Source organism: Neochlamydia sp. AcF65 (genome assembly GCF_018342435.1).
In the GTDB taxonomy this organism is placed as follows: Bacteria; Chlamydiota; Chlamydiia; order Chlamydiales; family Parachlamydiaceae; genus Neochlamydia.
In genome coordinates this window covers 1-21,547 of the sequence record NZ_JAEMUE010000033.1, presented here as the reverse complement: position 1 = coordinate 21,547, position 21,547 = coordinate 1, and the positions used below count along the sequence as shown (strand labels likewise).

The following is a 21,547-nucleotide window of genomic DNA, read 5'->3' as shown; positions in this document are numbered from 1 at the left end:
ACTAAGGATGGTTTAAATGCGCTTTTTTTCCTCCTCTAATGAAGATAGCAAAAAATTTGAGCTGATTGTTTTACCTTTTTGGCAAGGGAAAAAGCAAGCAGAAAAGGCGGCGCAAATCGATAGATATGCTTCTCATTTTGCTCCCCTTATTAGGCAAGATTTTTTGGCAAAAGAAGGTGAAATTCTGGTTGTCTATGATACCAGCACCAAGGAGGGTAAAAGGCTTGCTTTGATAGGGCTAGGAGCTAAAGAAAAAATTGATACAGAAAAGTTACGTCGTATATATGCTAAGTTAACCCGCCTCTGTCATCAGAAAAATATCAAAAATATTTGTCTCTTTTGCCCTCAGTTAGATACTTTAGCCAAAGATGCCCTCCTTATTGGTATATCGGAAGGAATTTTGCTTTCTAATTATAATTTCGAAGAACTTAAGCAAGCCACCAAAGCTGATCCTTCTCTGTTATTGCAGCAAGTGACCTTTATGAATTTATCTAAGCAAGAGCTGGCGATTGCACAGCGCTGTGGTAAAATTGCTGAGGGTGTTTACATGGCACGCGACTTAGTAAATAGAAATGCTGATGAAGTTACCCCTCAATACTTATCTAGCTTTGCAAAAGCTTTTGAAAGCAAGCTTCCTCATGTGAAAGCGACTATCCTTAATAAAAAGCTGATAGAGAAAGAAAAATTAGGATTGCTTTTAGCTGTGAATAGGGGCTCAACTAGTGATCCTGCCATGATCATTTTGTCCTATCAAGGCGATCCCCTTTCTAAAGAGCATACAATATTAATTGGTAAAGGGATCACTTATGATACCGGGGGGCTTAACTTAAAACCTGTAGGTTCAATGGAAACGATGAAAGCTGATATGGCAGGAGGTGCGGCTGTACTAGGTACTCTCTATGCTGCAGCCTCTTTGGAGCTTAAGGTTAATCTAACAGTAGTAGTGCCGGCCACAGAAAATAGTATTAGCTCTACTAGCTTTAAACCAGGCGATGCCTACAGGAGTTGCAAGGGATTAACAATTGAAGTTAATAACCCTGATGCTGAAGGTCGCTTAGTCCTTGCGGATGCAATCACTTATGCTATTAAATATTTAAAACCCACTCGTCTTATCGATGTGGCTACCTTGACGGGAGGGATTGATGTGGCTCTTGGCTCCGAAGCTTGCGGATTGTTTTCTAATAATGATGATCTTGCCAATGCTTTGATACACTCAGGATCAAAAACGTTCGAAAGAGTCTGGCGTTTGCCTTTGTACGAAGAATACCATAGTTATCTAAAATCAGATATTGCTGATATAAAGAATAGTGCCGGCCGTTCGGCTAGCTCTATTACAGCAGCTATGTTTTTACAAGAATTTGTAGAGGAAACTCCTTGGGCTCATTTGGATATTGCAAGCACCGCATTTTTCAGTGAGAAAAAACGCTACCATCCCAAGTATGCTACAGGGTTTGGCGTACGGCTATTGATCGATTTTTTGTCTGAAAAAAATTGAGCTAAAAAAATACTGAAGTGAATAGCTTCTCAAGCTGATTGTTAGATTTTTTATAAAAATTTTTCTTCGCTTTCTTTTTTGAAGGGTTAGCTTCAATTTTTCTAGGTAATTTTTTTCCAGCCTTTTTTATCTCGTACATCTTTTCTTAAGTTCTTTTAGCTTTATCTGTACCCTCTTCTTCTTTTGTAGATCCACTTTTAGCTCTCGAATATTCGTTAAGTCTCTTCAAGCCTACTCGACAAAAAGATTTAAATAGATAGATCACTGGGAGCCTTAATGAGGCGATATTATGCCGAACCTTCAATAATGTAATTTTTCAGTTTTCCAGCTAATGCACATGGTAAATCCACCCTAATTAAAACATCATTATCTTCATAATCTTGATGGATAATATTGCCTAAGCGCATGACTTCACTCACTTTATGGTATTCAAGCTGAGGGATTTTTAAGGTGACTGAAGTACGTTTTCGATTGAGCTCTTGAATCATCTGTTCTAATAAATCTTCAAAACCGATTTTATTAAGAGCAGAGATACTAACAGATTTGGGATAAAGGATGCGTAAGCGGGTAATTTTCTGGGGATCGGTGCATCTATCTATCTTATTAAGTACGGTAATGATGGGTTTATTTTCAGCCTTCAGTTCTTTTAATACCTCATAAGTGGTGGCGGCTTGCTCTTCAGCCATAGGATGGCTAATATCGACTAAATGGATAAGAATATCTGCTTGCAAAGCTTCTTCTAATGTGCTTTTAAAAGCTGCCACAAGCAAGTGAGGCAGCTTGCGTATGAAACCCACCGTGTCAATCAATAAAATTTCTTGATTATTAGGTAATAAATATTTACGTGTAGTGGTATCAAGAGTAGCAAAAAGTTTGTCTTCTACAAAGACTTTAGCATCCGTTAAAGCATTAAGAAGCGTAGATTTACCCGCATTTGTATAGCCTATAATGGCGAAAACCGGAATTTCTAATCGGGTGCGAAGAGTGCGTTGGGTGAGGCGATTAGCACGCACTTCACGAATTTCATTTTGAAGGCTATCCATCTGTTTTTTTAAAATGCGCTTATCAATCTCGATTTGCTTCTCACCTTCCCCTTTGAGGTAGGCCCCTCCACTTTTACCTCCCGTACCCGCTTGGCGTGATAGATGAGACCATAACCGTTTTAAACGCGGCGCTTGGTATTTAATTTTAGCTAGTTCAATTTGTAGACGCGCTTCTTTAGTGTGCGCACGCTGAGCAAAAACTTCTAAAATAACTCCCGTACGGTCTATCACAGGCATGTTGAAAATATTTTCCAAATTGCGCTGCTGGCCTGGTGTAATTTCATCATCGAAAATGATTAAATCTACTTTTTGCTCTTGTGCCATCCGCAAAAGCTCTTGTAATTTACCCTCGGTGACAAAAGTAGAGGCATCGTATTTACGCACCATACAAGGAATCTTAGAATTAACATGAATGCCATAAGTTTCAGCAAGTAAAGCTAGCTCATCAAGATGCTCTTCACAGATTGGACGAAAGTTAGATCCTTTATAAACAGAAACAAGTAAAGCTTTTTTAGGCTGTTGAAATTCGTCTTCCGAGGATTGTAGGATTTTTGGTTTAATAGAGGGCATACATTTACTCTTTATATTGAGGAATTTAAGGGGATCTCAAAATCAATCTCTAAGCCATCGTAAGCTAATTGATAATTAGGAGGAAGCTTAGAATTAGTAAAATCATGCTCCAGCTCATGAGCGATGTGAGTAAACCATGCTTGGTCAGCACCCACTTTGTAAGCAAAATCTATAGCTTCTTGAACATTGAAATGTAAAGGAGAGGATTGTTGACGCAGGCAGCTTACCACTAAAGTTTCCACGCCTTGCAGGTCTTCAAAAATGGTTTGAGGATAATGGCGGATGTCAGAAATGTAGGCAAAATTGCCTACTTTAAAGCCATTGACTAACATGCCACCTTGCTGGTAGGTTACATAATGAATAGGTAATCCTAAAAAATTTACTTTTCCTCTTTCAGACTTTAGATAATGCAAAACAGATCGAGTCGTTAACTTTTCTGGGGAAGAAGTTTGCTCAAAAGCATAGGGAAAACGCATTTTTAGCTCCTCTGCTGTAGCTTCAGCCAGTAGGCAGGGGATAGGTTGCTTGGAACGAGCATTAAGGATCCTAAGCTCGTCAAATCCTCCTGTATGATCATAATGAGCATGTGTTAAGATTAAGCCATCAATCTGTTTAATATGATGGTGAAGCATCTGAGTGCGAAAATCAGGACCGCAGTCGATGACAATTTGCTTATCATGGATTTTAATCAACCCAGAGGAGCGTAGGCGTTTATTAAAAGGCGATTCTGAACGGCAAACTGCACATTCACAACCAATTACTGGTACTCCCAATGAACTGCCTGTTCCAAAGAATAAAAATTTGCCTGCCATTTTCATGAAAAAACGCTCATAGAAAAATTATAAGTTTTGACTCTATTAAAACGCTCTAGGGGAAAGTTAGGGCTTATGATTGAATAAATACAGGCTGTACTCTCTTTATCGTTTGCTAAAAATTTTGCGTTAGCTTGAGGAAAGATTTTACAACTTATAAGAATAACAGCGTGCATAGGCTTTGGCATAGTTAGGTTATTCATCTATAGTAATCAAGCGAAAATGCCTGTAGCCATCTTGCTCAGATTTGCTTAAAAATTTTGTTATTTGCTTTATGGGCGAAAGAATTATGGTTAAAATTTAATCAGCTTTAAACATAAAAGTTCTTATTATACAGTGTATGAGGAATAATGCAAGATGGCTTATTGTAATTTAACTATAAATCAAATAAGCTGTTGGGCTTATGCGTATAGCTATTATAGGAACCGGTCTATCAGGATTAGCCACAGGGTGGTTTTTGCTAAAAAAATTTTCCTGCAAGCCAAGACTTAATATAACTTTTTTTGATCCTTTAGGAGTGGGAGGAGGGGCCTCCGGAGTAGCTGCTGGGTTGCTGCACCCTTATGTGGGTGCTACCGCTAAGCTTAATCGTTATGGACTAGAAGGTTTTGAGGCCACAGAGAAGCTGCTAAAAGTTGCCTCTGAAAAAATGGGCAGGCCAGTGGCAAGTTATAATGGATTTTTGCGGGTAGCTCTTTCCCTTCAACAGAAAAAGGATTTTCAGCGTTCAGCTTTTCAGTATGATGACTTGCTATGGCTAGAAGCAAAGGAAGCTCAGCAAAAAATTTCAGGACTGTCTTTTCATCCAGCAATCTTCATTAAAAGGTGCATGGCAGTAGATTGCTCTCTTTATTTGGAGGGACTATGGAAAGCCTGCAAGGAAGAAGGAGCCCTGCTTGAAAGAGAGGAAGTAGAAACACTCGATGAATTGAAAGCTTTTGACCATATCGTGTTAGCTGCGGGTGCCTTCGTTAATAGGTTGCTAACCTTGACAAAGCTGCCTGTGACCGAAGTTAAAGGCCAGGTTATTGATATTGTGTGGCCTAAGCGTTTGGAACCTTTACCCTGTCCTTTAAGCTCACAAGCCTACCTAATTATGAATAAGGAAAAAAATAGCTGCACATTAGGGGCGACTTATGAACGTGGCTTTCAATCAGCGCAGGCCAACTTAAAAATGGCTGCAGCAGAAATTATGCCTAAAGCCCTGGCTTTATTGCCTGCATTAGAAGGTGCGCCAGTGCTAAACTGCAGGGCAGGGGTGCGTGCTTCTACGCCTGGTCACATGCCTATCCTACAAAAAGTAGGAGCAAATGTTTGGGTAATTACCGGCATGGGATCCAAAGGCCTTCTATATCATGCTTTATATGCTGAAAAGCTAGTCGATATGATGAAAGAAAGGCAATCATCTTATTCTTTTTAATTATCAACGTTATATATGGCTGGCTTCTCTCAAATTGTTCTAAGAGGCTGGAAGTGGTTTATAAACCTACTCTCACAGGCTCGGCTAGCTTTCTAGCAGTTTTTTTATTCATCTTTTAAAACTTTTCATGGGTAGCTTAATACAAAGTTAGGCACTTATAAAGAAGTTTTTTGGGAACCTCTTATCATTAAAACATGAGCCTCAGCTGCAAAATTAAAGAAAAAAATTACAGCAGGCGTAAGGACTGCAGTGAAAGGTATCATGGTAAAAAACCATTGAAGGATTGCATGTAAAGGGTGATGGCATGAAAAACATACTGATCCTGTCATCCAAGCGGCTAAAATTAGCAAACCCGCAAGGCACCATAGAGGAAAGGTAGCTATTAGGGATAAGATAATATTACTAAATAGATCACCTCTCATTCTTTTAGATAATATGTCAGCAACTTGTATGCGATTTAAGCCTTTCAAAGCAATCACGGGGGTAACAAAAAAGAGAATTGCCAGGCTCAATATGCATAGAAGCAGAGTACCTAAATTAATTAAAAAGGGACCAAAAGCCAAAATAGCGCTGAAGAAGGGGCCTACTGCAGGAATCTCCTCTAGTAAAAAAAAGAAACCCAAAAGCATCCACAGCAATAGATAGCTTAAAATAATAGGGATGCAAAAATAAGAAGCTCCAATCATGATCTCCCATGATTTAGCTAATATCTCTGTGTAACTGGCCTGCTTTTTTTTTATTTCATCATGATAAATGCGAATAAGAACAATCCCTGTGGAAAGTAAAAATCCTGCACAAAGAAAAATAGGTAAAAAAGTTAGACTCATCATCAGCCATTCATTAGCTCCTAAAGCTAGGCCACGAAAAAACACTACTAAGACACCACATAATGCTAAAATGGTAAAGACTAGTAGAAATTTTTTCTTATTAAGAGAGAGGGCTAACGCTCTATTAAACATTAATTGTAAGTCATCGAATGTCATAATTGTTTTTTATCTCATTTCGAGGTTTGAAAAAAAATATTTAGTTCTTACGGTAAGAATATCTTTGCTTTTAGGGCCTTCCCCCTATTCATAAAAAACTAGAGCTCAAATGCAATTTTATTCACATGCTTATCAAAAGAGCTAGTACTCCATAAGAAATCAACTCAAGAAGGTCTATATTACTTTATGTTGATAGCTATATAAGCTAATCTCTAAACAGGCCTGAAGTTATCTCGAATTAAAATTCACTCATCTTCTAAGCTCCTAGCTGATGTGTAAATGGGCACCTATCTTATCTTTCACAAAAGTGCGCTCTTCAATTAGCTCGCTTTCCGAGGCCATAATCTTACTTCTTATCCACTCATGCCAAGGAAGATCTTTTACGATCTCATATGTTTTATCTTCCTTGGTACGACAAGGAAAGGAAAAAACTAGGTTTTCTTGAATCCCATAAGGGTTATGGTTGCTAATCACTCCTGAGGAATACCACTCTCCTGGAGGGGTAGGGTTGATGATAGCTTTCATGGCATCAATAGCTGCATGGGCTGCTGAAGCTGCGGATGATTTTCCTCTGGCTGCAATAATTTTAGACCCTCTTTCTTGTACTCCGCTCATGAAATCATTTTCCAGCCAATGCTGGCTTATCGGAAAATTTATCAAAGGTTTATTTTTTATATGCACATGAGTAAAGTCAGGCACTTGCGTAGAAGAATGGTTGCCCCATATCACGACTCTTGTTACCTCATGGCTATTAACATTTGCTTTTTTTGCTAATAAGCTTACGGCACGATTTTGATCCAAACGCATCATCGCATGAAAATTTTGCGGGGGAATCCGCGGAGCATGGCTAAGAGCAATTAAACAATTAGTATTACAGGGATTTCCAACGACCAACACAATGACATGCGGATTGGCGGACTTATTTAATGCTCGACCTTGCTCAACAAAAATTTTGCCATTTTCATTGAGCAAATCCTTTCTTTCCATGGCAGGACCGCGTGGTTTGGCACCTACTAGGAAGGCATAATCTATCTCTTTGAAGACCTCATCGGGATTGCTTCCAATAATTATTTCTTTTAAAAGGGGAAAAGCACAATCTTCAAGCTCCATAGCTACACTTTGGAGAATGGGCATGGCTTCAGGAATTTCTAAAAGATGCAATCCTATGGGCTGAGTAGCGCCTAGTAAGTCGCCATTGGCTAGACGGAATAAGAGGCTATAAGCGATTTGCCCTGCTCCGCCTGTGACAGCAATACGTTTCAGAGGTTGAGGCATAAAAATTCTTCTTTCTTGCTATTAAAGGATAAGGGAATTCTAAAAGTAAAGTTCAATTTTGGTTAAGCTAAAGTTATAGAGCCAAGGGAAACTTAAAAAAACTTAGGGCTAGAAATTTACCTACGCAATTTAAGAAAAATTCTATCTTTGTTACTTTTTTTGGTTAAAGATAGTTCCGAAGTTGCCATTTCTCCACCATAAGTACAATCAATAATGGCTTTTTTCTCTAAAATTTTCGCTAATGCGCTCAATTCTTTGGAAGAAATTTTTTATAAGGGGAAAAAACTTGTAAAGCTCCGGCAGTCAATCCATCAATCATTGAAGATTTTATGGTTTCTTTTAAAAAAGAGTGCCTAGGTGTTTATATATAAATCTATTTTTGCCATGCAGCTATTCTAAGGCGCCTTTAGCTTCTAAAAGTTGAATGATCTGCTCGTAATTTATCCGATTTTTTTCCGATAAATACTCTTTTGTCCAGCGTAAAGCTGTAGTGCCCCTGTAATCTTTGGCATTGATATCTGTAGTTTTATCTACCAAAATTTTTACCAACTCTACATTCCCATACTTTGCCGCATAGTGCAGGGGTAACCTTAAGTTCCTATCAGAGATGTTGGCATCCGCCTCTTGCTCTAATAAAAATTGGGCAATTTCTAGATGATTTCCTTGTACAGCATAACTTAAGGAGGTGCTTTCGCTATCATCTCTCGCATTAATGTGAGGGGTTGCTTCTATCAAAGCTCTAATAACTGGCAAATGCCCTCCCATAGCGGCATAATGTAGAGGTAAAGCTTTAGATTGGTCAGCTTCATTAGCATCTGCACCGTGTTTTAACAAGTAATTAACTATCTCAATTTTGCCGCCCTCAGCTGCCAAGCTTAAAGCTGTTTGATCCTTATCTCCTTCTTTGGCATTCAAATTATGAGTCAGAGGAAGTAAAATTTTAACAGTAGATAAAGAGCCTTTCTCAACAGCATGGTGCAAAGGTAGCTTCCCATGATCATCTTCTTTGTTAACATCTCCTCCTAATTTGAGTAAGGCTTTAATATCTTTTTTCTTTCCGTAGCGGCAAGCAAATCTTAATGCTAAAGTTAAGACTTTTTCCCGCTCGTAGGCCTTATCAATTTTTGAAAGTAGGATTTTAACGATAGCTACATGTCCTTTCTTAGCTGCCCAAATGATAGGCAGCTCATTATTTTTGTCCTTAATAGCAGGGTTAGAATCTTGAGTTAATAAATATTTTACTGCTGCTACTTCTCCTACTTCTGCAGCACAACTTAAAGGGGTGCGCTTGTCATCATTTAAAGCATCAATATTTTTAGTAGGATCTACTAGGATCTTGACAACCTGCAAATGTCCAGCTTGGGCAGCAAGGTGCAAAGGTAGATTGCCCTCTCTATTGGTACTATTTGCATCGGCCCCTTGTTCTAGTAAATAGCTGACCACCTCTTTTTTTCCAGTTCTAGCAGATAAAAGCAAGGCTTGGCTCAAAATCTCTCTGAATGGGCTGGTGCCTTGATTGCACAAAGCTTTAACAATATCTAAATGCCCTGCCTGAGCGGCTAGCTCTAAAGCACAATGAAAATGTTGATCTTTCAGTTGCGGATCAGCACCTTTTTGCAATAAATATTTAACAATATGTAATTTCCCAGCTTCAGCGGCTACACTTAACGCCGTGCGCTGAGAGGTGGGGCTTTTTTCATTAACGGGATGAATAAGAAGTAGGCTTTCGACCTTGCCTAGATCTCCTCTTTTTGCGGCCAGGTGTAAAGGAGGGAGTTCCTCTTCATTTAAATTAATTTCCTCCGTTTCTGGCAACAAGATGCTATCTGTTTTGCCTAGAGAGCTAACCCGGGAGGAAATATCATTTTCGCTTGTAGAGGTCAACTCTTTCTTAGGGCTGCTCAGATTCTCGGCGGCCGCTCTATTAACATGTTCAACATTTATCGGCTTAAAAGTAATTTGGCGGGCAGCGTATTGCACTGCATTAGCCTGCTCTTGAAGCCTAGGTTTTGTAGATATTTTAGCAGCAGAAAATTTTTTCACTAAAGTGCGAAAAGAGAAGACAGCGATGGGCACAGCTAAGGGTAGAAGAGGGAGGGCCACTAAGGTGATTAAGGCGGTAAGGCTACCCACCCATAGCTTTGATTTACTATTAAGAATGCTAAAATCTCGAAGAGCATGATGCTGAGAAGAACAAGGGTTAATTAAGGAAAAAAAATTTGATACTTTCATTGCTAGCAATCCCTGTAAAATTTTACTACTAATAATATATCATCCTACTGTTTTTTTATATTAAATTTTTAAAAGAAGGGCAATCATAGCTTTAATACATGTTGAATCGTAAAAGACAAGGAAAATTTACCTATCTTATGAGACACTCAATCTAGACAAAAAAAATTATTGTCTATATAAGTTTAGGTAGTTAGCTATAGCCATCTTCTTCTTAAAGCACTAAATGCTTGTGGGAACCTGAAATTGTTTCTATCTTTATAAACTATCCCTTATCATATTATTTCTGATAAAAAAGTACCTTCTGTAAATCAATGACTTCTCTTAATATTATTGAAATTTTTCGTAGCATTCAAGGGGAAACAAGCTTAGCCGGGCTACCTACGACTTTCATACGCTTGGCGGCCTGTAATCTTCGCTGCTCATGGTGTGATACTACCTATTCATTTGGACGGGGGGTCTCTTATACCTTAGAAAGTATTTTTTCAAAGGTAGCTTCTTTTGGCTGTCAATATGTTTGCGTGACGGGAGGAGAACCACTTTTGCAGGCTAACGTCCTCCCTTTAATGGAGCAATTATGCCAGGCAGGATATATCGTCAGCCTAGAAACTGGAGGTTCTCTGTCTACCCAAAAGGTGAATGCAAATGTACGCATCATTCTAGACATTAAATGCCCTGGAAGCCAGATGAGCAATAAAAACCTTTGGGATAACCTTGCCCATTTGCGCTTTCATGACCAGATAAAATTTGTGATCAGCAATCGGGAAGATTACGATTATGCTAAGGCGGTCTGTAACCAACATCAATTATTTAAGAAAGTCAGTGAGATATTGTTTTCGCCTGTATTTGAGGTATTGCCTTCCCAAACCTTAGTCAATTGGATATTAAAAGATCAGCTAGCCGTGCGCTTAAATTTGCAAATTCATAAATTTATATGGCCTCCCTATACTAAAGGCGTTTAAAGATGAAAAGAGCTATCGTTTTATTGAGCGGGGGATTAGATTCAACAGTTATATTAGCTCTTGCTCTGGCACAAGGGAGGGAATGTTATGCTTTGAGTTTTGACTATGGTCAAAGGCATCGTATAGAGCTTACGCACGCCAGTAAGATTGCCAGATACTATCAAGTTAAACATAGTATTGTCCAAATTGACTCAAGTGTATTTAAATCTTCTTCTTTAGTGTCCGATCTAGCGGTACCAAAAAATCGATCAAAAGAAGATATAGGCTCAGGGCAAACCCCCAATACCTATGTGCCAGCACGTAACACTCTTTTTCTAGCTTATGCTATGGGGCAAGCTGAAATACTAGCTGCTCAGGAAATTTATTTAGGAGCTAATGCATTAGATGCTCCCTCCTATCCCGACTGTACACCTAGCTACATTCAAGCTTTTCAGCAGGTTTTAAATGTGGGCACTAAGCAAGCTGCTGAAGGAAGCTCGCCTCAGCTTTTAACACCTTTAATCCAGTGGGATAAAGCTGAAATTATTCGCCAGGGCTTCGCATTAGACGTGCCTATACACATGACTTTTAGCTGCTACGATCCGACGCCTCAGCAAAAGCCTTGTGGGCAATGCGATGCATGCATCTTAAGGGCCTATGGATTTGCAGCAGCCAAAGGGTAAATTTTCTCTTAAATAACAGGCTATTAAAAAGCTTATAAAGCTTTTATCTATCATTGACATAAGAAAAGAGAAGGAGCTGATCTATTGCAGAAGAATCCCAACAGCTTGCCATCTTAAGGTATTTTATAAAAAATTTGCTGACTTCCTTACCTATGATCTAAATTTTAATTTTCAAAGCAAAATTTGGGCGTAAGAAAAGAGCGGATGTAGTTTCAAAAGGATAAAAATTTTCTTATATAAGGGAGTTGTTTGGTAGCAATGAAATTTTAATTTACCCTCTAAGAGAGCTATAAAAGGCGAAGGCTGAATTTTTCTATTGCTTACGGAAAGGAGGAGAAGGAAGAAGCTAGGAAAAGGCTTATATGGATAGCCAAAATTTAAGCCTATTCATGTAGAAAAAGCTGCAGCAGCTGCATAGACAAGGGATTAATGAGAGGACGATTTTGATGAACAAAGGTGGATAGATGATTCTGTTTTATCCATAAAACTTCTGTATGTTCATCATCATGGCTAAGTTCTTTCTTAGGTACCGCAGGATCTAAAAGGATTTTTGCACAGATTTCATAAGCATGAGAGTGAGTATCTACAATTAAATAAGAGGGAAGAATATGATGAATCATTGCTTCTTCAATTCCTGCTTCTTCCTTAAGTTCAATTTTTAGTTGTTTGATAATATCCACATGCCCCTCGTTTAAGGCGGAGGGGTCTATCCCTCCAGCGGGCATTAGCTCAAGATAGTTGGGATAATCGGTAACATGTTCTGCGCGCTTACCCATGAGAATTTCATTGCCTGCTAAAGTATAACCACACACACAAATGGGTTTAAGATGAAGTTCATGGATTAGAGTAGGATCGCGTACTTGAGCAAGATAAAGTTTATATTCTACAAAACGCCCGTAAAGATGTTTTCCGTCAAAATGATCTGCACAAAGAATTTTCCCATTAAAAAGTTTTCCTTGGGTACGAAGAAGCTCTTTTTCCCAAATTTCTTCAATAGAGAAGAATGTAGAGGGATTGACTTTTCTGGGGGGTTGGATACGGCTAATGTGAACTTTAAAAGAGGGGGAGAGGGGAAAGATATTAAAGTCTTGCATAAGCTTCCTTAAAACAAAGGGTAAGGTCTTTCCAGCTATCTGTAGTCATCGCACCCGAAGGAATGGAAACAAGATAAGGATTGCGTATAGCTATAGTGGGAATATGAGCATTTAAAGCGGCTAAAATGCCTGCCCTAGAGTCTTCAATAGCTAACACTTGGTCTGCTAGAAGAGAACTCGTTTTTAAGGCATGTAAATAGATTTCTGGATCTGGCTTAGTTTTCTTTACATTCTCTTTGGTAACGATGAAAGCAAAGTAGTCCTTTATTTCTAGTGCTTCTATACAGCTTGCAATTAATGGATAAGCCGATGATGTTACTAAGCCCATTTTAATCTTTTTATGCTGGCAAAGGTCTAAAAATTCTCTTGCTCCTGGAATAAGCTTGCCTTCGTGTTTATAAGCATCTGCCAGGCCCTGCTGATAAAGAGAAATTAAGGCATGTTTTTTTCCCGGCAATCGATAGCGTTCCATTAAAATAGGTACAAACTCTTCAAGAGAGGGGCCCATAAGAGTTTTAAACTCTTCAAGAGAGCCTTCCTGGTCAAATATTTTTAAAAAGGAAAGATAGTGCTTAAAAAGGAAAGGAATAGTGTCGACTAACGTACCATCAAAATCAATCAATACTCCTTTCAAGTGCCGAAAATTCGCCGATAAGTTCATTCCCAATCTCCCCATTGAATACCGTCTCCTAAAGGAATAAAACGAGCTGCTTTTTTACCTTCTATTTGCTGAAGATACTTAGGATGGATACCGAGGATTTGCTTTCCAGGCCTTAGAATATCTATATTGACGCCTTCTTGTAACACTTGTCCTAAGGAGATGGGGCATAAAGTTTGCACTCCTCTACGAGCAAAACGGCGCAATTCTTGTTCGGAAGGATGAATTGTTTTAACCCATGATCCTTGCATTTGCTCGGCCAGCCGTACAGCACGCACCATTTCTTTTAATTCCTGAGGGTTTAAAGCAAATGCATGGTCAGGGCCTGGCAAGCGTCGATCCAGGGTAAAGTGTTTTTCTATAGCTTTAGCCCCTAGCGCCACGGCTTGGATAGGAGCTACCCTAGCATCACGGCTATGATCTGAAAGGCCTACAGAACATTTAAAACGTTCTTTTAACCAGAGGATTGAGCGTAGGTGCATGCTATCTGCTTCAGCCGGGTATTTGGCCGTGCATTGCAATAAGGTTAGTTCTTTTCCTCCATAGGCAAAAAAAGCTTCCACCGCCCAAGCTATTTCATTTTCAGTAGCGGCCCCTGTTGAAATAAATGTCGGCTTAGCACTTTGGGCGATCGACTCAAGCAAACGTATATGCCCAATCTCATAAGAAGCAATTTTATGTCTTCTAACATAGGGATCAATGGAAAGAAAATCTTCTATGGAAAAAGCTGTGGCCATAAATTCAATGCCACTTGCTTGGCAATATTCGGCTAGCTGAGGAATCATTTCATAAGGCATCGCCAAGTCAGCAAAAATTTCTTGCATTTCTTGCTTGATTCCTGTTGCAGCTAAATAATTACTTATGCCGGCGTTAGCGACGTAGACAGTCTCAGGGCGATAAATCTGAAATTTAACCGCATCAGCCCCTGCTTCGGCTGCGCTATCGATAAGCGTTTTAGCCATGTTTAAGTCTCTATCTAAAGTTCCCATGCGCCAGTTAGAACCTGCTTCAGCGATAATGAAAACAGACTTATTATTTATGAGGGGAGTCATGCGGGCCATATAACGGCAAATAGGTATATTTTCTTGAGTATCTTCTGCATGAAAAACCGTCTGCCCAAGACTTTCATAACCAGCAGAAATAAAAGCTTTTTGAGAAGCTATATTCTCGATTTTAATCTTTGCAAAAATATCATCAAACCCTTGCTGTTGCACCCATTTTTTAGTAACGATCAAAGCAGCTGTGCCTATCCCTTTATTGCGGTGCTCAGGCGCTACATTTAAAGAGACTTCTACGCAACGGCGTTCATGGGCATGCTCAGGGTGGGAAATGGGCTTGAATAAAAAGAAAGCAACGCGTTGGCCATCAAGCAGGATAAATAAAGGGGGCAGCGCTGGAGATAAAAAATATTCGTTGATAAATTCTTTATAGAAGTTATCCCATTTTTTAGCTTGCGAGTGGATAGACATACGCAATGTTTCAGAATCATTACGCCATTGCAGAATCTGGAAAGCATCTTCTTTAGTAGGTTTTACAATTTCGAATCCTATCTTATCAGCTTCCATTTTCACACCTTTTTTTGTTTTACATGGGCATTAATCTTTTTCCATTGCGGATGGGTTTTGAAGGCGTTCAAAATATCCGCTAGAGTAAAGTTTTTATTAGTAGGGTATATAGTTTCAAAGATTTTGCTGACTAGCAAAAAATCTTCTGGAGTATCAACAGTTAAGCGATAGTTGGCAGCCCCGCGCATGTGCACAAAATTGGCTAGATGGAAAAGATCAGGATGCTTATAAATGAAAGGAGTGACATGTTCAAGATCGAATTTACTGCTAGCTTTATGATAAGCATTTTCTAATGTAAAGAAATTGAAAGCTTCTACGTCCATACCTCTAGGAAAAGTGCGAAGTTGCGTGTTAGACACATAGTCAAGGCTAGCGCTTTTTTTAAGAAGGAGATTAAGGGCTTGATCGACGATCGCTGGATCGATTAAAGGACAGTCGCCTGTCAGCCGTACAATAATATCTGCAGGATATTCACAACAAGTTTTATAGTAACGATCAAGAACATTATGTTCATGACCTCTATAAATGTTAACTTTTTCTTTTTCACAAAACGAGGCAATTACATCATCTTGAGGATGAGTAGTTGTCGCTATAATGAGAGTATGCATGGCTTGGATGCGCCGCACTCTTTCAATGAGATAGCCCAAGAGAGGGCGCTGCATGATAGGTTGCAAGACCTTGCCGGGCAGGCGGGTAGATCCCATGCGGGCCTGAATGATAATGTTAATTTTTGGATTTTTCATGAGCTAAACCTAAAGTACGTTAACATTCTAAATCAAGTGTTATTTGCTCTTTAAAGTTTTTTATTGCGTAACATCATTCTTTTCCATCCTTCTGCTGTTAAAATCTTTTGATTTAAGGCAGAGGGCAGCATTTGCTTAGCTTCCCCTGCAGAAGATATATTTTTAGTTACAGATAAAGATGAAACACGATTTTCTTCGGGAGCAAGAGGAGATGAGGATTCTATCTTAAGCAGTGAAGGGAGGGGGAAAGAGTTAGCTTTATTATTGGCATTATTTGTAGTGGCCATATGAACCTCCTAGGGTTAATAGTGGATCACCATGCAATTTTGATGCCAAGCTAATCGAAAATAGGCGAAATAGTTAATACTTTTTCTTAAATTTTTGTCTTAAAGCCATTATTGAATTTCTTTAATTTAAGTCAATTATGTATATTCTAAAAGTATCTGCAAGGATATAAATAGGGCTTTTCTTTCGTTTTTTACTCCTATCGCTTTATTCATGGGACTTTAATCACGGGCGTTGGGCATGTTTAGATAAGTAGTAAAAAATCTTTAAGGGAACTAGCTCTATGGAATGTCTTGAAATTGGCTTGGGTAAAGGTTAATCATTTATGGAAAAAAAAGCGCTAACTTCAGGAAGGATGGTTTGTTTTGCTTTAATATTTGATAATCCTTATATCCTAAATGAAGAAGTTTAGATTGACAACCTGTGAGATTTAGAGGCTATATTAGGAAATAAGCCTTGATTGCCAGCAGCTTACTACCGATGCTCGTTATAGAAATGAAAAAGAAGAGTTTAATGTAGCTGATAAGCAGTTTTTAACATTCATTCACTTAAAAGAGAAGGATAGATGAAGATAAGCGCAACATTCTTCGCTTAGCAGGAATCGTGCAATCTTTACGCGGCATTGATCAAGATATAAAAAGATCTTTTTCGCGTCCTGAAGTTCAAGAATAGGTCTATCCGCATTTAAAGAGTCTGTTGTATTAGTTTTAGCTACGGTCGAGCGTATAGAGGCAAGGGATAAGTTGTTTACTTCAAGATGAAGAAAAGCCTGCAAATAAGCTTGTTAAAGAAGTCATACAACGTAAAAGTGAAGATAATAATACCATGATCATCATCAAGTTAAAAAATTAGTAAGCAATGAATAAGCCACTAGAAGGATATACCATTCAGCAAATGCCTATAGAAGAAAGGCCTCGAGAGAGGCTTTTGCAGCATGGCCCTGAAGCTATATCTTCGGCAGAATTGATAGCAATTGTCTTAGGCAGTGGGACTAAAGGCTGCTCGGTTTTGCGCATAGGGCAAGAGCTGCTCATGCGTTTTGGTACTTTGCAAAAGTTTGCTGAAGCCTCCATTGAAGAACTCCAGCAAGTCAAAGGCTTAGGACTTGCTAAAGCTATACAATTAAAAGCCGCCTTAAATTTAGGTTTACGAGCCTCAAGACAGGCGATTGATCAAAGCTTTAGAATTGTTACACCCTTGCACGCTTATAACTACATTAAAGATGAATTAGAATATGCCAAAGTTGAGCATATTGTAGTCATTTTGCAGGATAGAAAAGGTTATGTGCTCTCTCATCATCTTGTAGCCTTAGGAACTCTCTCTCACGCCCCTATTCATCCTAGAGATATTTTTCATCCAGTGATCCGTCATCAAGCTGCCAGCTTAATCTTAGTGCATAATCATCCTAGTGGCGATCCCACTCCTTCTCCAGAAGACCTTGAGGTAACTAAATCCCTCATCCAAGCTGCACGCTTGGTCGATATAACTATCAACGATCATCTCATCATAGGGCGAGGCCGCTATATTTCTTTGAGGCAGAATCATAAAAACCTATGGGATATCCGTTAAAAGAGTAGAAAGAGGTAAGTCTATCCTTCAAGAATGCTTTCATCTCTTCTTTCTTTTTTATCTGGTCTAATTTTTCACTTCTATCTCCTTTATTTTATATCTATTTTTCGTTTATTATATCTTGCATGGTAGAAAAAAAATTTAAGATTGTCACCTTAGGGTGCAGAACCAATCAGTATGAGTCGCAAGCTTATCATGATCAACTGCAGGCGATGGGATACTCCGAAGCTGCAAAGCATGAACAAGCAGAGATCTGCATCATCAACACCTGCACGGTCACTGAGTCTGCTGATTCTAGTAGCCGGCATGAAATTCGACAGCTAGCTAGAGATAACCCTGGCAGTAAGCTTATCATCACCGGCTGTTTTGCAGAAAGGCAGCCTGAGTTGGTAGGATCTCTGCAAGGAGTCACGCATGTGGTTCCCAATAAAGATAAAGAGAAGCTTTTAGAGTCTGTCTTCCCTGCTGCAGAGCTACCTGAATTTTCCATTAAACGCTTTGAGGCCCATACCCGTGCTTTTGTCAAAGTACAAGACGGCTGCAATTCTTTTTGTACTTATTGCATTATTCCTTATGTTCGTGGCCGCTCACGTTCTCGCTCTTTAGAGGAGATAGTTAAAGAGGTGAAAGGATTAATTGCTCATGGATATAAAGAAATTGTCTTAACGGGAATTAATATTGGGGATTTTGATGGTGCCAAGCCTGCAGATGAAAAACCTGATCGCTTAGCTGATTTAGTGCGCGCTGTGGATCAGCTTGCTGGACTTGAGCGTTTAAGAGTCTCTTCGATTGATCCTGACGAAGTCGATGATGATCTTGCTGATGCGATCTTAAATGGGAAGCATACCTGTCCTTCTATGCATATCGTTCTTCAAGCTGGCTCGAATGTAATTTTAAAACGTATGAATCGCAAATACACCCGCCAAATTTTCCTTAATACGGTAGAAAGATTAAAGAATGCAAATGCTGACTTTACCTTTACCACAGACGTGATTGTAGGCTTTCCTGGTGAAACAGAGAGCGATTTTGCTGAGACTATAGATGTCATGAAGCAAGTAAAATTTGCTAAAGTCCATATGTTTCCCTATAGCGAGAGAGCTCGCACAAGAGCAGCTCTTATGCCCAATAAAATTCCTCAAGAGATTATCAAAAAGAGAAAGCATGAAGTCCTGCGGACTGCTGAGCAAATAAGCTTTGAGCTTCGAGAGCAATTTATCGGCCGTCGCATGAAAATTTTGACTGAAAATATAGACCCTTCGCGTCCTGAAGAGATTTGCGGCCACACGGAAAATTTTTTGATGGTTTGGGTGCCTCGATCAAACCATGCGCCAAACGAGATCCTAGAAGTAGAATTAATAGCTAATGCTCCTGATGGTCTGATCGGACGTTTGAGTTGCAGGCAGGTCAGTTGCAGGTAACCCTATGCATATCACTATTGCCGAACGGCTCCGCCCTTTTTCGCATACAGCCGGAACCTATTGTGTGCTGCCAGGCTCACTGCTGCGTTTTCAAATATTTCCAGCCCTTTTACGTGTGCATGATCTCTCTTACGCTGTTCCTAAATTAATTCAAGAAATTCCTGTGCCTGTGAAAGGGCCTGTAAAAGAATTCACTGTACAGCTTGATCTGGAAAAAGGAGCTATTGATGTATGGGGCTTTGATCTACATGCTTATTTTCGTTATCGTATTCTTACAACCCAGCAGCCTAAACAATTTGCTCTTTACATTGATAAAGGATTGACAGCTTGGAAACCCGAGCAGTTGATTTTAAATCGTGCGGTGAATTCCTATTTTTCGACTGAGCGTTTATCGCTAGGTAACCATAAAAATCAAGATTGGGATAGGGTGGCGCTAAGAGAAAATTTAACAGAAATTTTTCCTATCTGGCTACGTTTAGGGCAGCTTTTAACTTCACCTTCAGAGGTGGCCTATGGGGGGACAGCAGCTCTTTTTAAAGATTGCCTTTCAGCTTCTAAAGAAGATGTTTATAATGCTTTTATCAATTTATTCAAAGTAGCTTTTGAAGGTATTCTTTCTCCCCGCTTGAGCGACGAGCAACATCAAGGATTTGCTCTGGAGGCTGCTCCCTCCACTTTATCGCCTCTTATTTTGTTGACCGAGGGGGCACGCATCATTCGATCCTTGTTTATCCGCACCCAACTTAATGAAATTTTTGTTTTACCCTCTCTTCCTGCACAATTTCATTGTGGACGTTTCCTTCATATTCAGTGTACTTCCTTGGGCCTGCTAGATCTAGAATGGACCAAGCACTTTATGCGACGTATGATTTTTCATGCTGAGAGTGATGATATGGTACAGTTTCATTTTCCTAAAAATGTCAAGCGTTACCGTCTAAATGGACAATTCCAGCTAGTGGAAAAGCCTATTCAGATAAGTAAGGGAAAAGTTTATATTTTTGATAGTTTTCAGCATTGATAAATTATTTTTTATCTTTCTTTTGGTACAACTAGCTTTTTAATTAAGGAAATGCAAGTAAGTCTCACTTGACTTTAGCGTGCCTGAAATTTCTAAGGCTATTCACCTTGGCTAGTTAAAATTCTCATCTGCAATTAAGTTCTTTTCTTTTTGAAAAATCCTTAAAAAATTTGCTCATAAGAGCATAAAGGGTAAAAATAAGCTTGCCAGCCAATAAACCTTTCTGCATAGCACAAAAGAAGAACTTTAATTTTGTTTAGCTCATCTAGCCGTAATATTGGCAGCAATTAGAACATTCTAATGCATCTTTAGACAATCTATAACGCTTAAAAAGTTGGGTATGACAATTGACAAAAGCTTATTAAGGATTAAACATACCATAAGAAAAAAGGTAAATTAGCTCCAGTTTAATTGACGATAGTATGGGTCATCTTAAATGGCATATCTTGCAGATTGCAAGAGCTTAAGTACTGGGTAGCAGTAAAAAGTGGAGGGAATGTTGCTTTACTTCAAAGCAGATCAAATATTTTCGCGCTTACTTAAAGGATCCTGTGATTGCTAAGACCAATCGCATTGCAGCAGAAGGTTTAAGAAACGTAGTTATGGCATGTAAGAGGGAAGTGTTATACTGCTGAATTAGAACTCTTTATGGCCAAGGAAAATCTATTGCAGGGGTTTTGACAGTTGCTCTATATGTATCATACTAGGTAACCCATAACTTTTATTATCGGCAGAGCCATTTATATCTTGATCTGTGACCGCTCACTAAATTGATGTATTTATATGATTATTAAACAAAAAAAGCTTGCTTTAAAAAATAAAAATCACAAATAATAATTGGTTTAATTAAGGAAATGAGATGGTAAATGCATTAGCAAATAATGATAACAATAAAAATGCGGTTTCTTCTTTTCCCCCTCAGCTTGCTGTTTGCTCTATAGAGCAGCTTCCCGATGAGTTGCTATTACATATTTTTTCTTTTTTGCAAGCTTCCGATCTCCTTGAAGTTGAACTGACATGCCATCAATGGAAAAATTTGGCAGAGGAGGAGACTTTATGGAAAAGTCTTTATGTACGGTATTTTAAAGTTATTGAGCCGGTGGGTGACACTTACAAAGAAAGCTATTTTAGTCTATCTGAAGCTGACCATCATTGGGGAAAAATAGATGAATTGTTTGAGAGCTTTAAAATCTGTTAATTAAGGAAATGAGATGGTAAATATATTAGCAAATAATGATAACAATAAAAATGCGGTTTCTTCTTCCCTCACTCAGCCTCCTGTTGGCTCTATAGAGCGTCTTCCCGATGAGTTGCTATTACATATTTTTTCTTTTTTGCAAGCTTCCGATCTCCTTGAAGTTGAACTGACATGCCATCAATGGAAAAATTTGGCCGAGGAAGAGATTTTATGGAAAAGTCTTTATCAACAGTATTTTAAAATGATTGAGCCTGCGGCTGAAACTTATAAAGAAGACTATTTTCGTATGTCTAAAGCTGACCATGATTGGAGAAAAATAGATGAATTGTTTAAGGGCTTTAAGGTATGTGAATTCGGGCAATGGGATTGTAAATATGCTTGTAAATAATGATAACCATAAAAATGTGGCCTTTTCTTCCCTCACTCAGCTTACTATTAGCTCTATAGAGCAGCTTCCCGATGAGTTGCTATTACATATTTTTTCTTTTTTGCAAGCTTCCGATCTCCTTGAAGTTGAACTGACATGCCATCAATGGAAAAATTTGGCA

General features: G+C 38.9%; 20 protein-coding genes. 10 read left to right on the top strand and 10 right to left on the bottom strand.

From position 1 onward, the window contains the following. Window positions 1-16 precede the first annotated feature (16 nt). Window positions 17-1,495: a leucyl aminopeptidase gene (locus NEOC65_RS03390; protein WP_213152570.1), complete on the top strand. Its 1,479-nt coding sequence runs from the start codon at window positions 17-19 to the stop codon at window positions 1,493-1,495. Between the two features lie 287 nt (window positions 1,496-1,782). On the opposite strand, the gene hflX is transcribed toward NEOC65_RS03390, so the two are convergent. Beyond that, entirely contained in the window at window positions 1,783-3,108 is a 1,326-nt protein-coding gene (gene hflX / locus NEOC65_RS03385) for a GTPase HflX (RefSeq protein ID WP_213152571.1), read from the bottom strand. Window positions 3,109-3,119: 11 nt separating this feature from the next. Further along, window positions 3,120-3,926 carry an MBL fold metallo-hydrolase gene (locus tag NEOC65_RS03380; RefSeq protein ID WP_213152572.1) on the bottom strand — a complete coding sequence of 269 codons (807 nt, stop codon included), beginning with the start codon at window positions 3,924-3,926 and terminating at the stop codon, window positions 3,120-3,122. A gap of 397 nt (window positions 3,927-4,323) precedes the next feature. On the opposite strand from NEOC65_RS03380, the gene NEOC65_RS03375 reads away from it, so the two are divergent. Then, window positions 4,324-5,340 (top strand): NAD(P)/FAD-dependent oxidoreductase, encoded by a 1,017-nt coding sequence (locus NEOC65_RS03375; protein ID WP_213152573.1) that lies wholly within the window; start codon window positions 4,324-4,326, stop codon window positions 5,338-5,340. Window positions 5,341-5,495: 155 nt separating this feature from the next. On the opposite strand, the gene NEOC65_RS03370 is transcribed toward NEOC65_RS03375, so the two are convergent. From NEOC65_RS03370 to NEOC65_RS03360, 3 genes are all read right to left on the bottom strand, one after another. Then, window positions 5,496-6,323, bottom strand: a complete 828-nt coding sequence (locus NEOC65_RS03370; RefSeq protein WP_213152574.1) for a hypothetical protein — start codon at window positions 6,321-6,323, stop codon at window positions 5,496-5,498. A 264-nt stretch (window positions 6,324-6,587) separates the two neighbouring features. After that, window positions 6,588-7,598, bottom strand: coding sequence for a malate dehydrogenase (locus NEOC65_RS03365; protein ID WP_213155713.1), 1,011 nt, complete (start codon window positions 7,596-7,598; stop codon window positions 6,588-6,590). A 390-nt stretch (window positions 7,599-7,988) separates the two neighbouring features. After that, complete coding sequence (locus tag NEOC65_RS03360) at window positions 7,989-9,830, bottom strand: ankyrin repeat domain-containing protein (RefSeq protein WP_213152576.1); 1,842 nt, start codon at window positions 9,828-9,830, stop codon at window positions 7,989-7,991. Between the two features lie 311 nt (window positions 9,831-10,141). Here NEOC65_RS03360 and NEOC65_RS03355 point away from each other — a divergent pair, with 311 nt between their 5' ends. Further along, window positions 10,142-10,789: a radical SAM protein gene (locus NEOC65_RS03355; protein ID WP_213155712.1), complete on the top strand. Its 648-nt coding sequence runs from the start codon at window positions 10,142-10,144 to the stop codon at window positions 10,787-10,789. 2 nt (window positions 10,790-10,791) lie between these two features. Continuing rightward, complete coding sequence (gene queC, locus NEOC65_RS03350; RefSeq protein WP_166154103.1) at window positions 10,792-11,451, top strand: 7-cyano-7-deazaguanine synthase QueC; 660 nt, start codon at window positions 10,792-10,794, stop codon at window positions 11,449-11,451. A gap of 383 nt (window positions 11,452-11,834) precedes the next feature. Here queC and NEOC65_RS03345 read toward each other — a convergent pair whose 3' ends face one another. The 5 genes from NEOC65_RS03345 to NEOC65_RS03325 are packed head-to-tail and all read right to left on the bottom strand — an operon-like array spanning window position 11,835 to window position 15,798. Continuing rightward, window positions 11,835-12,545, bottom strand: a complete 711-nt coding sequence (locus NEOC65_RS03345; protein ID WP_213152577.1) for an NUDIX hydrolase — start codon at window positions 12,543-12,545, stop codon at window positions 11,835-11,837. Continuing rightward, window positions 12,532-13,221, bottom strand: coding sequence for an HAD family hydrolase (locus NEOC65_RS03340; RefSeq protein WP_166157137.1), 690 nt, complete (start codon window positions 13,219-13,221; stop codon window positions 12,532-12,534). Before NEOC65_RS03340 ends, NEOC65_RS03345 begins: the two co-directional genes overlap by 14 nt. After that, complete coding sequence (locus NEOC65_RS03335) at window positions 13,203-14,768, bottom strand: GNAT family N-acetyltransferase (RefSeq protein WP_213152579.1); 1,566 nt, start codon at window positions 14,766-14,768, stop codon at window positions 13,203-13,205. The genes NEOC65_RS03340 and NEOC65_RS03335 overlap by 19 nt, the downstream gene beginning before the upstream one ends. Before the next feature lie 2 nt (window positions 14,769-14,770). Further along, window positions 14,771-15,511 carry a cytidylyltransferase domain-containing protein gene (locus NEOC65_RS03330; RefSeq protein WP_166157131.1) on the bottom strand — a complete coding sequence of 247 codons (741 nt, stop codon included), beginning with the start codon at window positions 15,509-15,511 and terminating at the stop codon, window positions 14,771-14,773. 50 nt (window positions 15,512-15,561) lie between these two features. Further along, a complete protein-coding gene (locus NEOC65_RS03325; protein ID WP_166157128.1) occupies window positions 15,562-15,798 on the bottom strand; it encodes a hypothetical protein in 237 nt (78 codons plus the stop codon). An 856-nt stretch (window positions 15,799-16,654) separates the two neighbouring features. Here NEOC65_RS03325 and radC point away from each other — a divergent pair. The 6 genes from radC to NEOC65_RS09935 all read left to right on the top strand — a co-directional run. Next, complete coding sequence (gene radC / locus NEOC65_RS03320; RefSeq protein ID WP_213152581.1) at window positions 16,655-17,365, top strand: RadC family protein; 711 nt, start codon at window positions 16,655-16,657, stop codon at window positions 17,363-17,365. 125 nt (window positions 17,366-17,490) lie between these two features. Next, window positions 17,491-18,783 (top strand): tRNA (N(6)-L-threonylcarbamoyladenosine(37)-C(2))-methylthiotransferase MtaB, encoded by a 1,293-nt coding sequence (mtaB, locus tag NEOC65_RS03315; RefSeq protein ID WP_213155711.1) that lies wholly within the window; start codon window positions 17,491-17,493, stop codon window positions 18,781-18,783. 4 nt (window positions 18,784-18,787) lie between these two features. Next, window positions 18,788-19,801: a hypothetical protein gene (locus tag NEOC65_RS03310; protein WP_213152583.1), complete on the top strand. Its 1,014-nt coding sequence runs from the start codon at window positions 18,788-18,790 to the stop codon at window positions 19,799-19,801. A gap of 859 nt (window positions 19,802-20,660) precedes the next feature. Further along, window positions 20,661-20,999, top strand: a complete 339-nt coding sequence (locus tag NEOC65_RS03305) for an F-box protein (RefSeq protein ID WP_213155710.1) — start codon at window positions 20,661-20,663, stop codon at window positions 20,997-20,999. Between the two features lie 13 nt (window positions 21,000-21,012). Further along, window positions 21,013-21,387, top strand: coding sequence for an F-box protein (locus tag NEOC65_RS03300; protein ID WP_166154227.1), 375 nt, complete (start codon window positions 21,013-21,015; stop codon window positions 21,385-21,387). Next, window positions 21,320-21,547 (top strand): F-box protein (locus NEOC65_RS09935; protein WP_207391745.1); only part of this gene is annotated, 228 nt, incomplete at its 3' end. The genes NEOC65_RS03300 and NEOC65_RS09935, both read left to right, overlap by 68 nt.

What these genes read in the sequence shown, in the direction of transcription:
- NEOC65_RS03390 (WP_213152570.1), top strand. Translation starts at nt 17, where the DNA reads ATGCGCTTTTTTTCCTCCTCTAATGAAGATAGCAAAAAATTTGAGCTG.
- hflX (WP_213152571.1), bottom strand. Translation starts at nt 3,108, where the DNA reads ATGCCCTCTATTAAACCAAAAATCCTACAATCCTCGGAAGACGAATTT.
- NEOC65_RS03380 (WP_213152572.1), bottom strand. Translation starts at nt 3,926, where the DNA reads ATGAAAATGGCAGGCAAATTTTTATTCTTTGGAACAGGCAGTTCATTG.
- NEOC65_RS03375 (WP_213152573.1), top strand. Translation starts at nt 4,324, where the DNA reads ATGCGTATAGCTATTATAGGAACCGGTCTATCAGGATTAGCCACAGGG.
- NEOC65_RS03370 (WP_213152574.1), bottom strand. Translation starts at nt 6,323, where the DNA reads ATGACATTCGATGACTTACAATTAATGTTTAATAGAGCGTTAGCCCTC.
- NEOC65_RS03365 (WP_213155713.1), bottom strand. Translation starts at nt 7,598, where the DNA reads ATGCCTCAACCTCTGAAACGTATTGCTGTCACAGGCGGAGCAGGGCAA.
- NEOC65_RS03360 (WP_213152576.1), bottom strand. Translation starts at nt 9,830, where the DNA reads ATGAAAGTATCAAATTTTTTTTCCTTAATTAACCCTTGTTCTTCTCAG.
- NEOC65_RS03355 (WP_213155712.1), top strand. Translation starts at nt 10,142, where the DNA reads ATGACTTCTCTTAATATTATTGAAATTTTTCGTAGCATTCAAGGGGAA.
- queC (WP_166154103.1), top strand. Translation starts at nt 10,792, where the DNA reads ATGAAAAGAGCTATCGTTTTATTGAGCGGGGGATTAGATTCAACAGTT.
- NEOC65_RS03345 (WP_213152577.1), bottom strand. Translation starts at nt 12,545, where the DNA reads ATGCAAGACTTTAATATCTTTCCCCTCTCCCCCTCTTTTAAAGTTCAC.
- NEOC65_RS03340 (WP_166157137.1), bottom strand. Translation starts at nt 13,221, where the DNA reads ATGGGGAGATTGGGAATGAACTTATCGGCGAATTTTCGGCACTTGAAA.
- NEOC65_RS03335 (WP_213152579.1), bottom strand. Translation starts at nt 14,768, where the DNA reads ATGGAAGCTGATAAGATAGGATTCGAAATTGTAAAACCTACTAAAGAA.
- NEOC65_RS03330 (WP_166157131.1), bottom strand. Translation starts at nt 15,511, where the DNA reads ATGAAAAATCCAAAAATTAACATTATCATTCAGGCCCGCATGGGATCT.
- NEOC65_RS03325 (WP_166157128.1), bottom strand. Translation starts at nt 15,798, where the DNA reads ATGGCCACTACAAATAATGCCAATAATAAAGCTAACTCTTTCCCCCTC.
- radC (WP_213152581.1), top strand. Translation starts at nt 16,655, where the DNA reads ATGAATAAGCCACTAGAAGGATATACCATTCAGCAAATGCCTATAGAA.
- mtaB (WP_213155711.1), top strand. Translation starts at nt 17,491, where the DNA reads ATGGTAGAAAAAAAATTTAAGATTGTCACCTTAGGGTGCAGAACCAAT.
- NEOC65_RS03310 (WP_213152583.1), top strand. Translation starts at nt 18,788, where the DNA reads ATGCATATCACTATTGCCGAACGGCTCCGCCCTTTTTCGCATACAGCC.
- NEOC65_RS03305 (WP_213155710.1), top strand. Translation starts at nt 20,661, where the DNA reads ATGGTAAATGCATTAGCAAATAATGATAACAATAAAAATGCGGTTTCT.
- NEOC65_RS03300 (WP_166154227.1), top strand. Translation starts at nt 21,013, where the DNA reads ATGGTAAATATATTAGCAAATAATGATAACAATAAAAATGCGGTTTCT.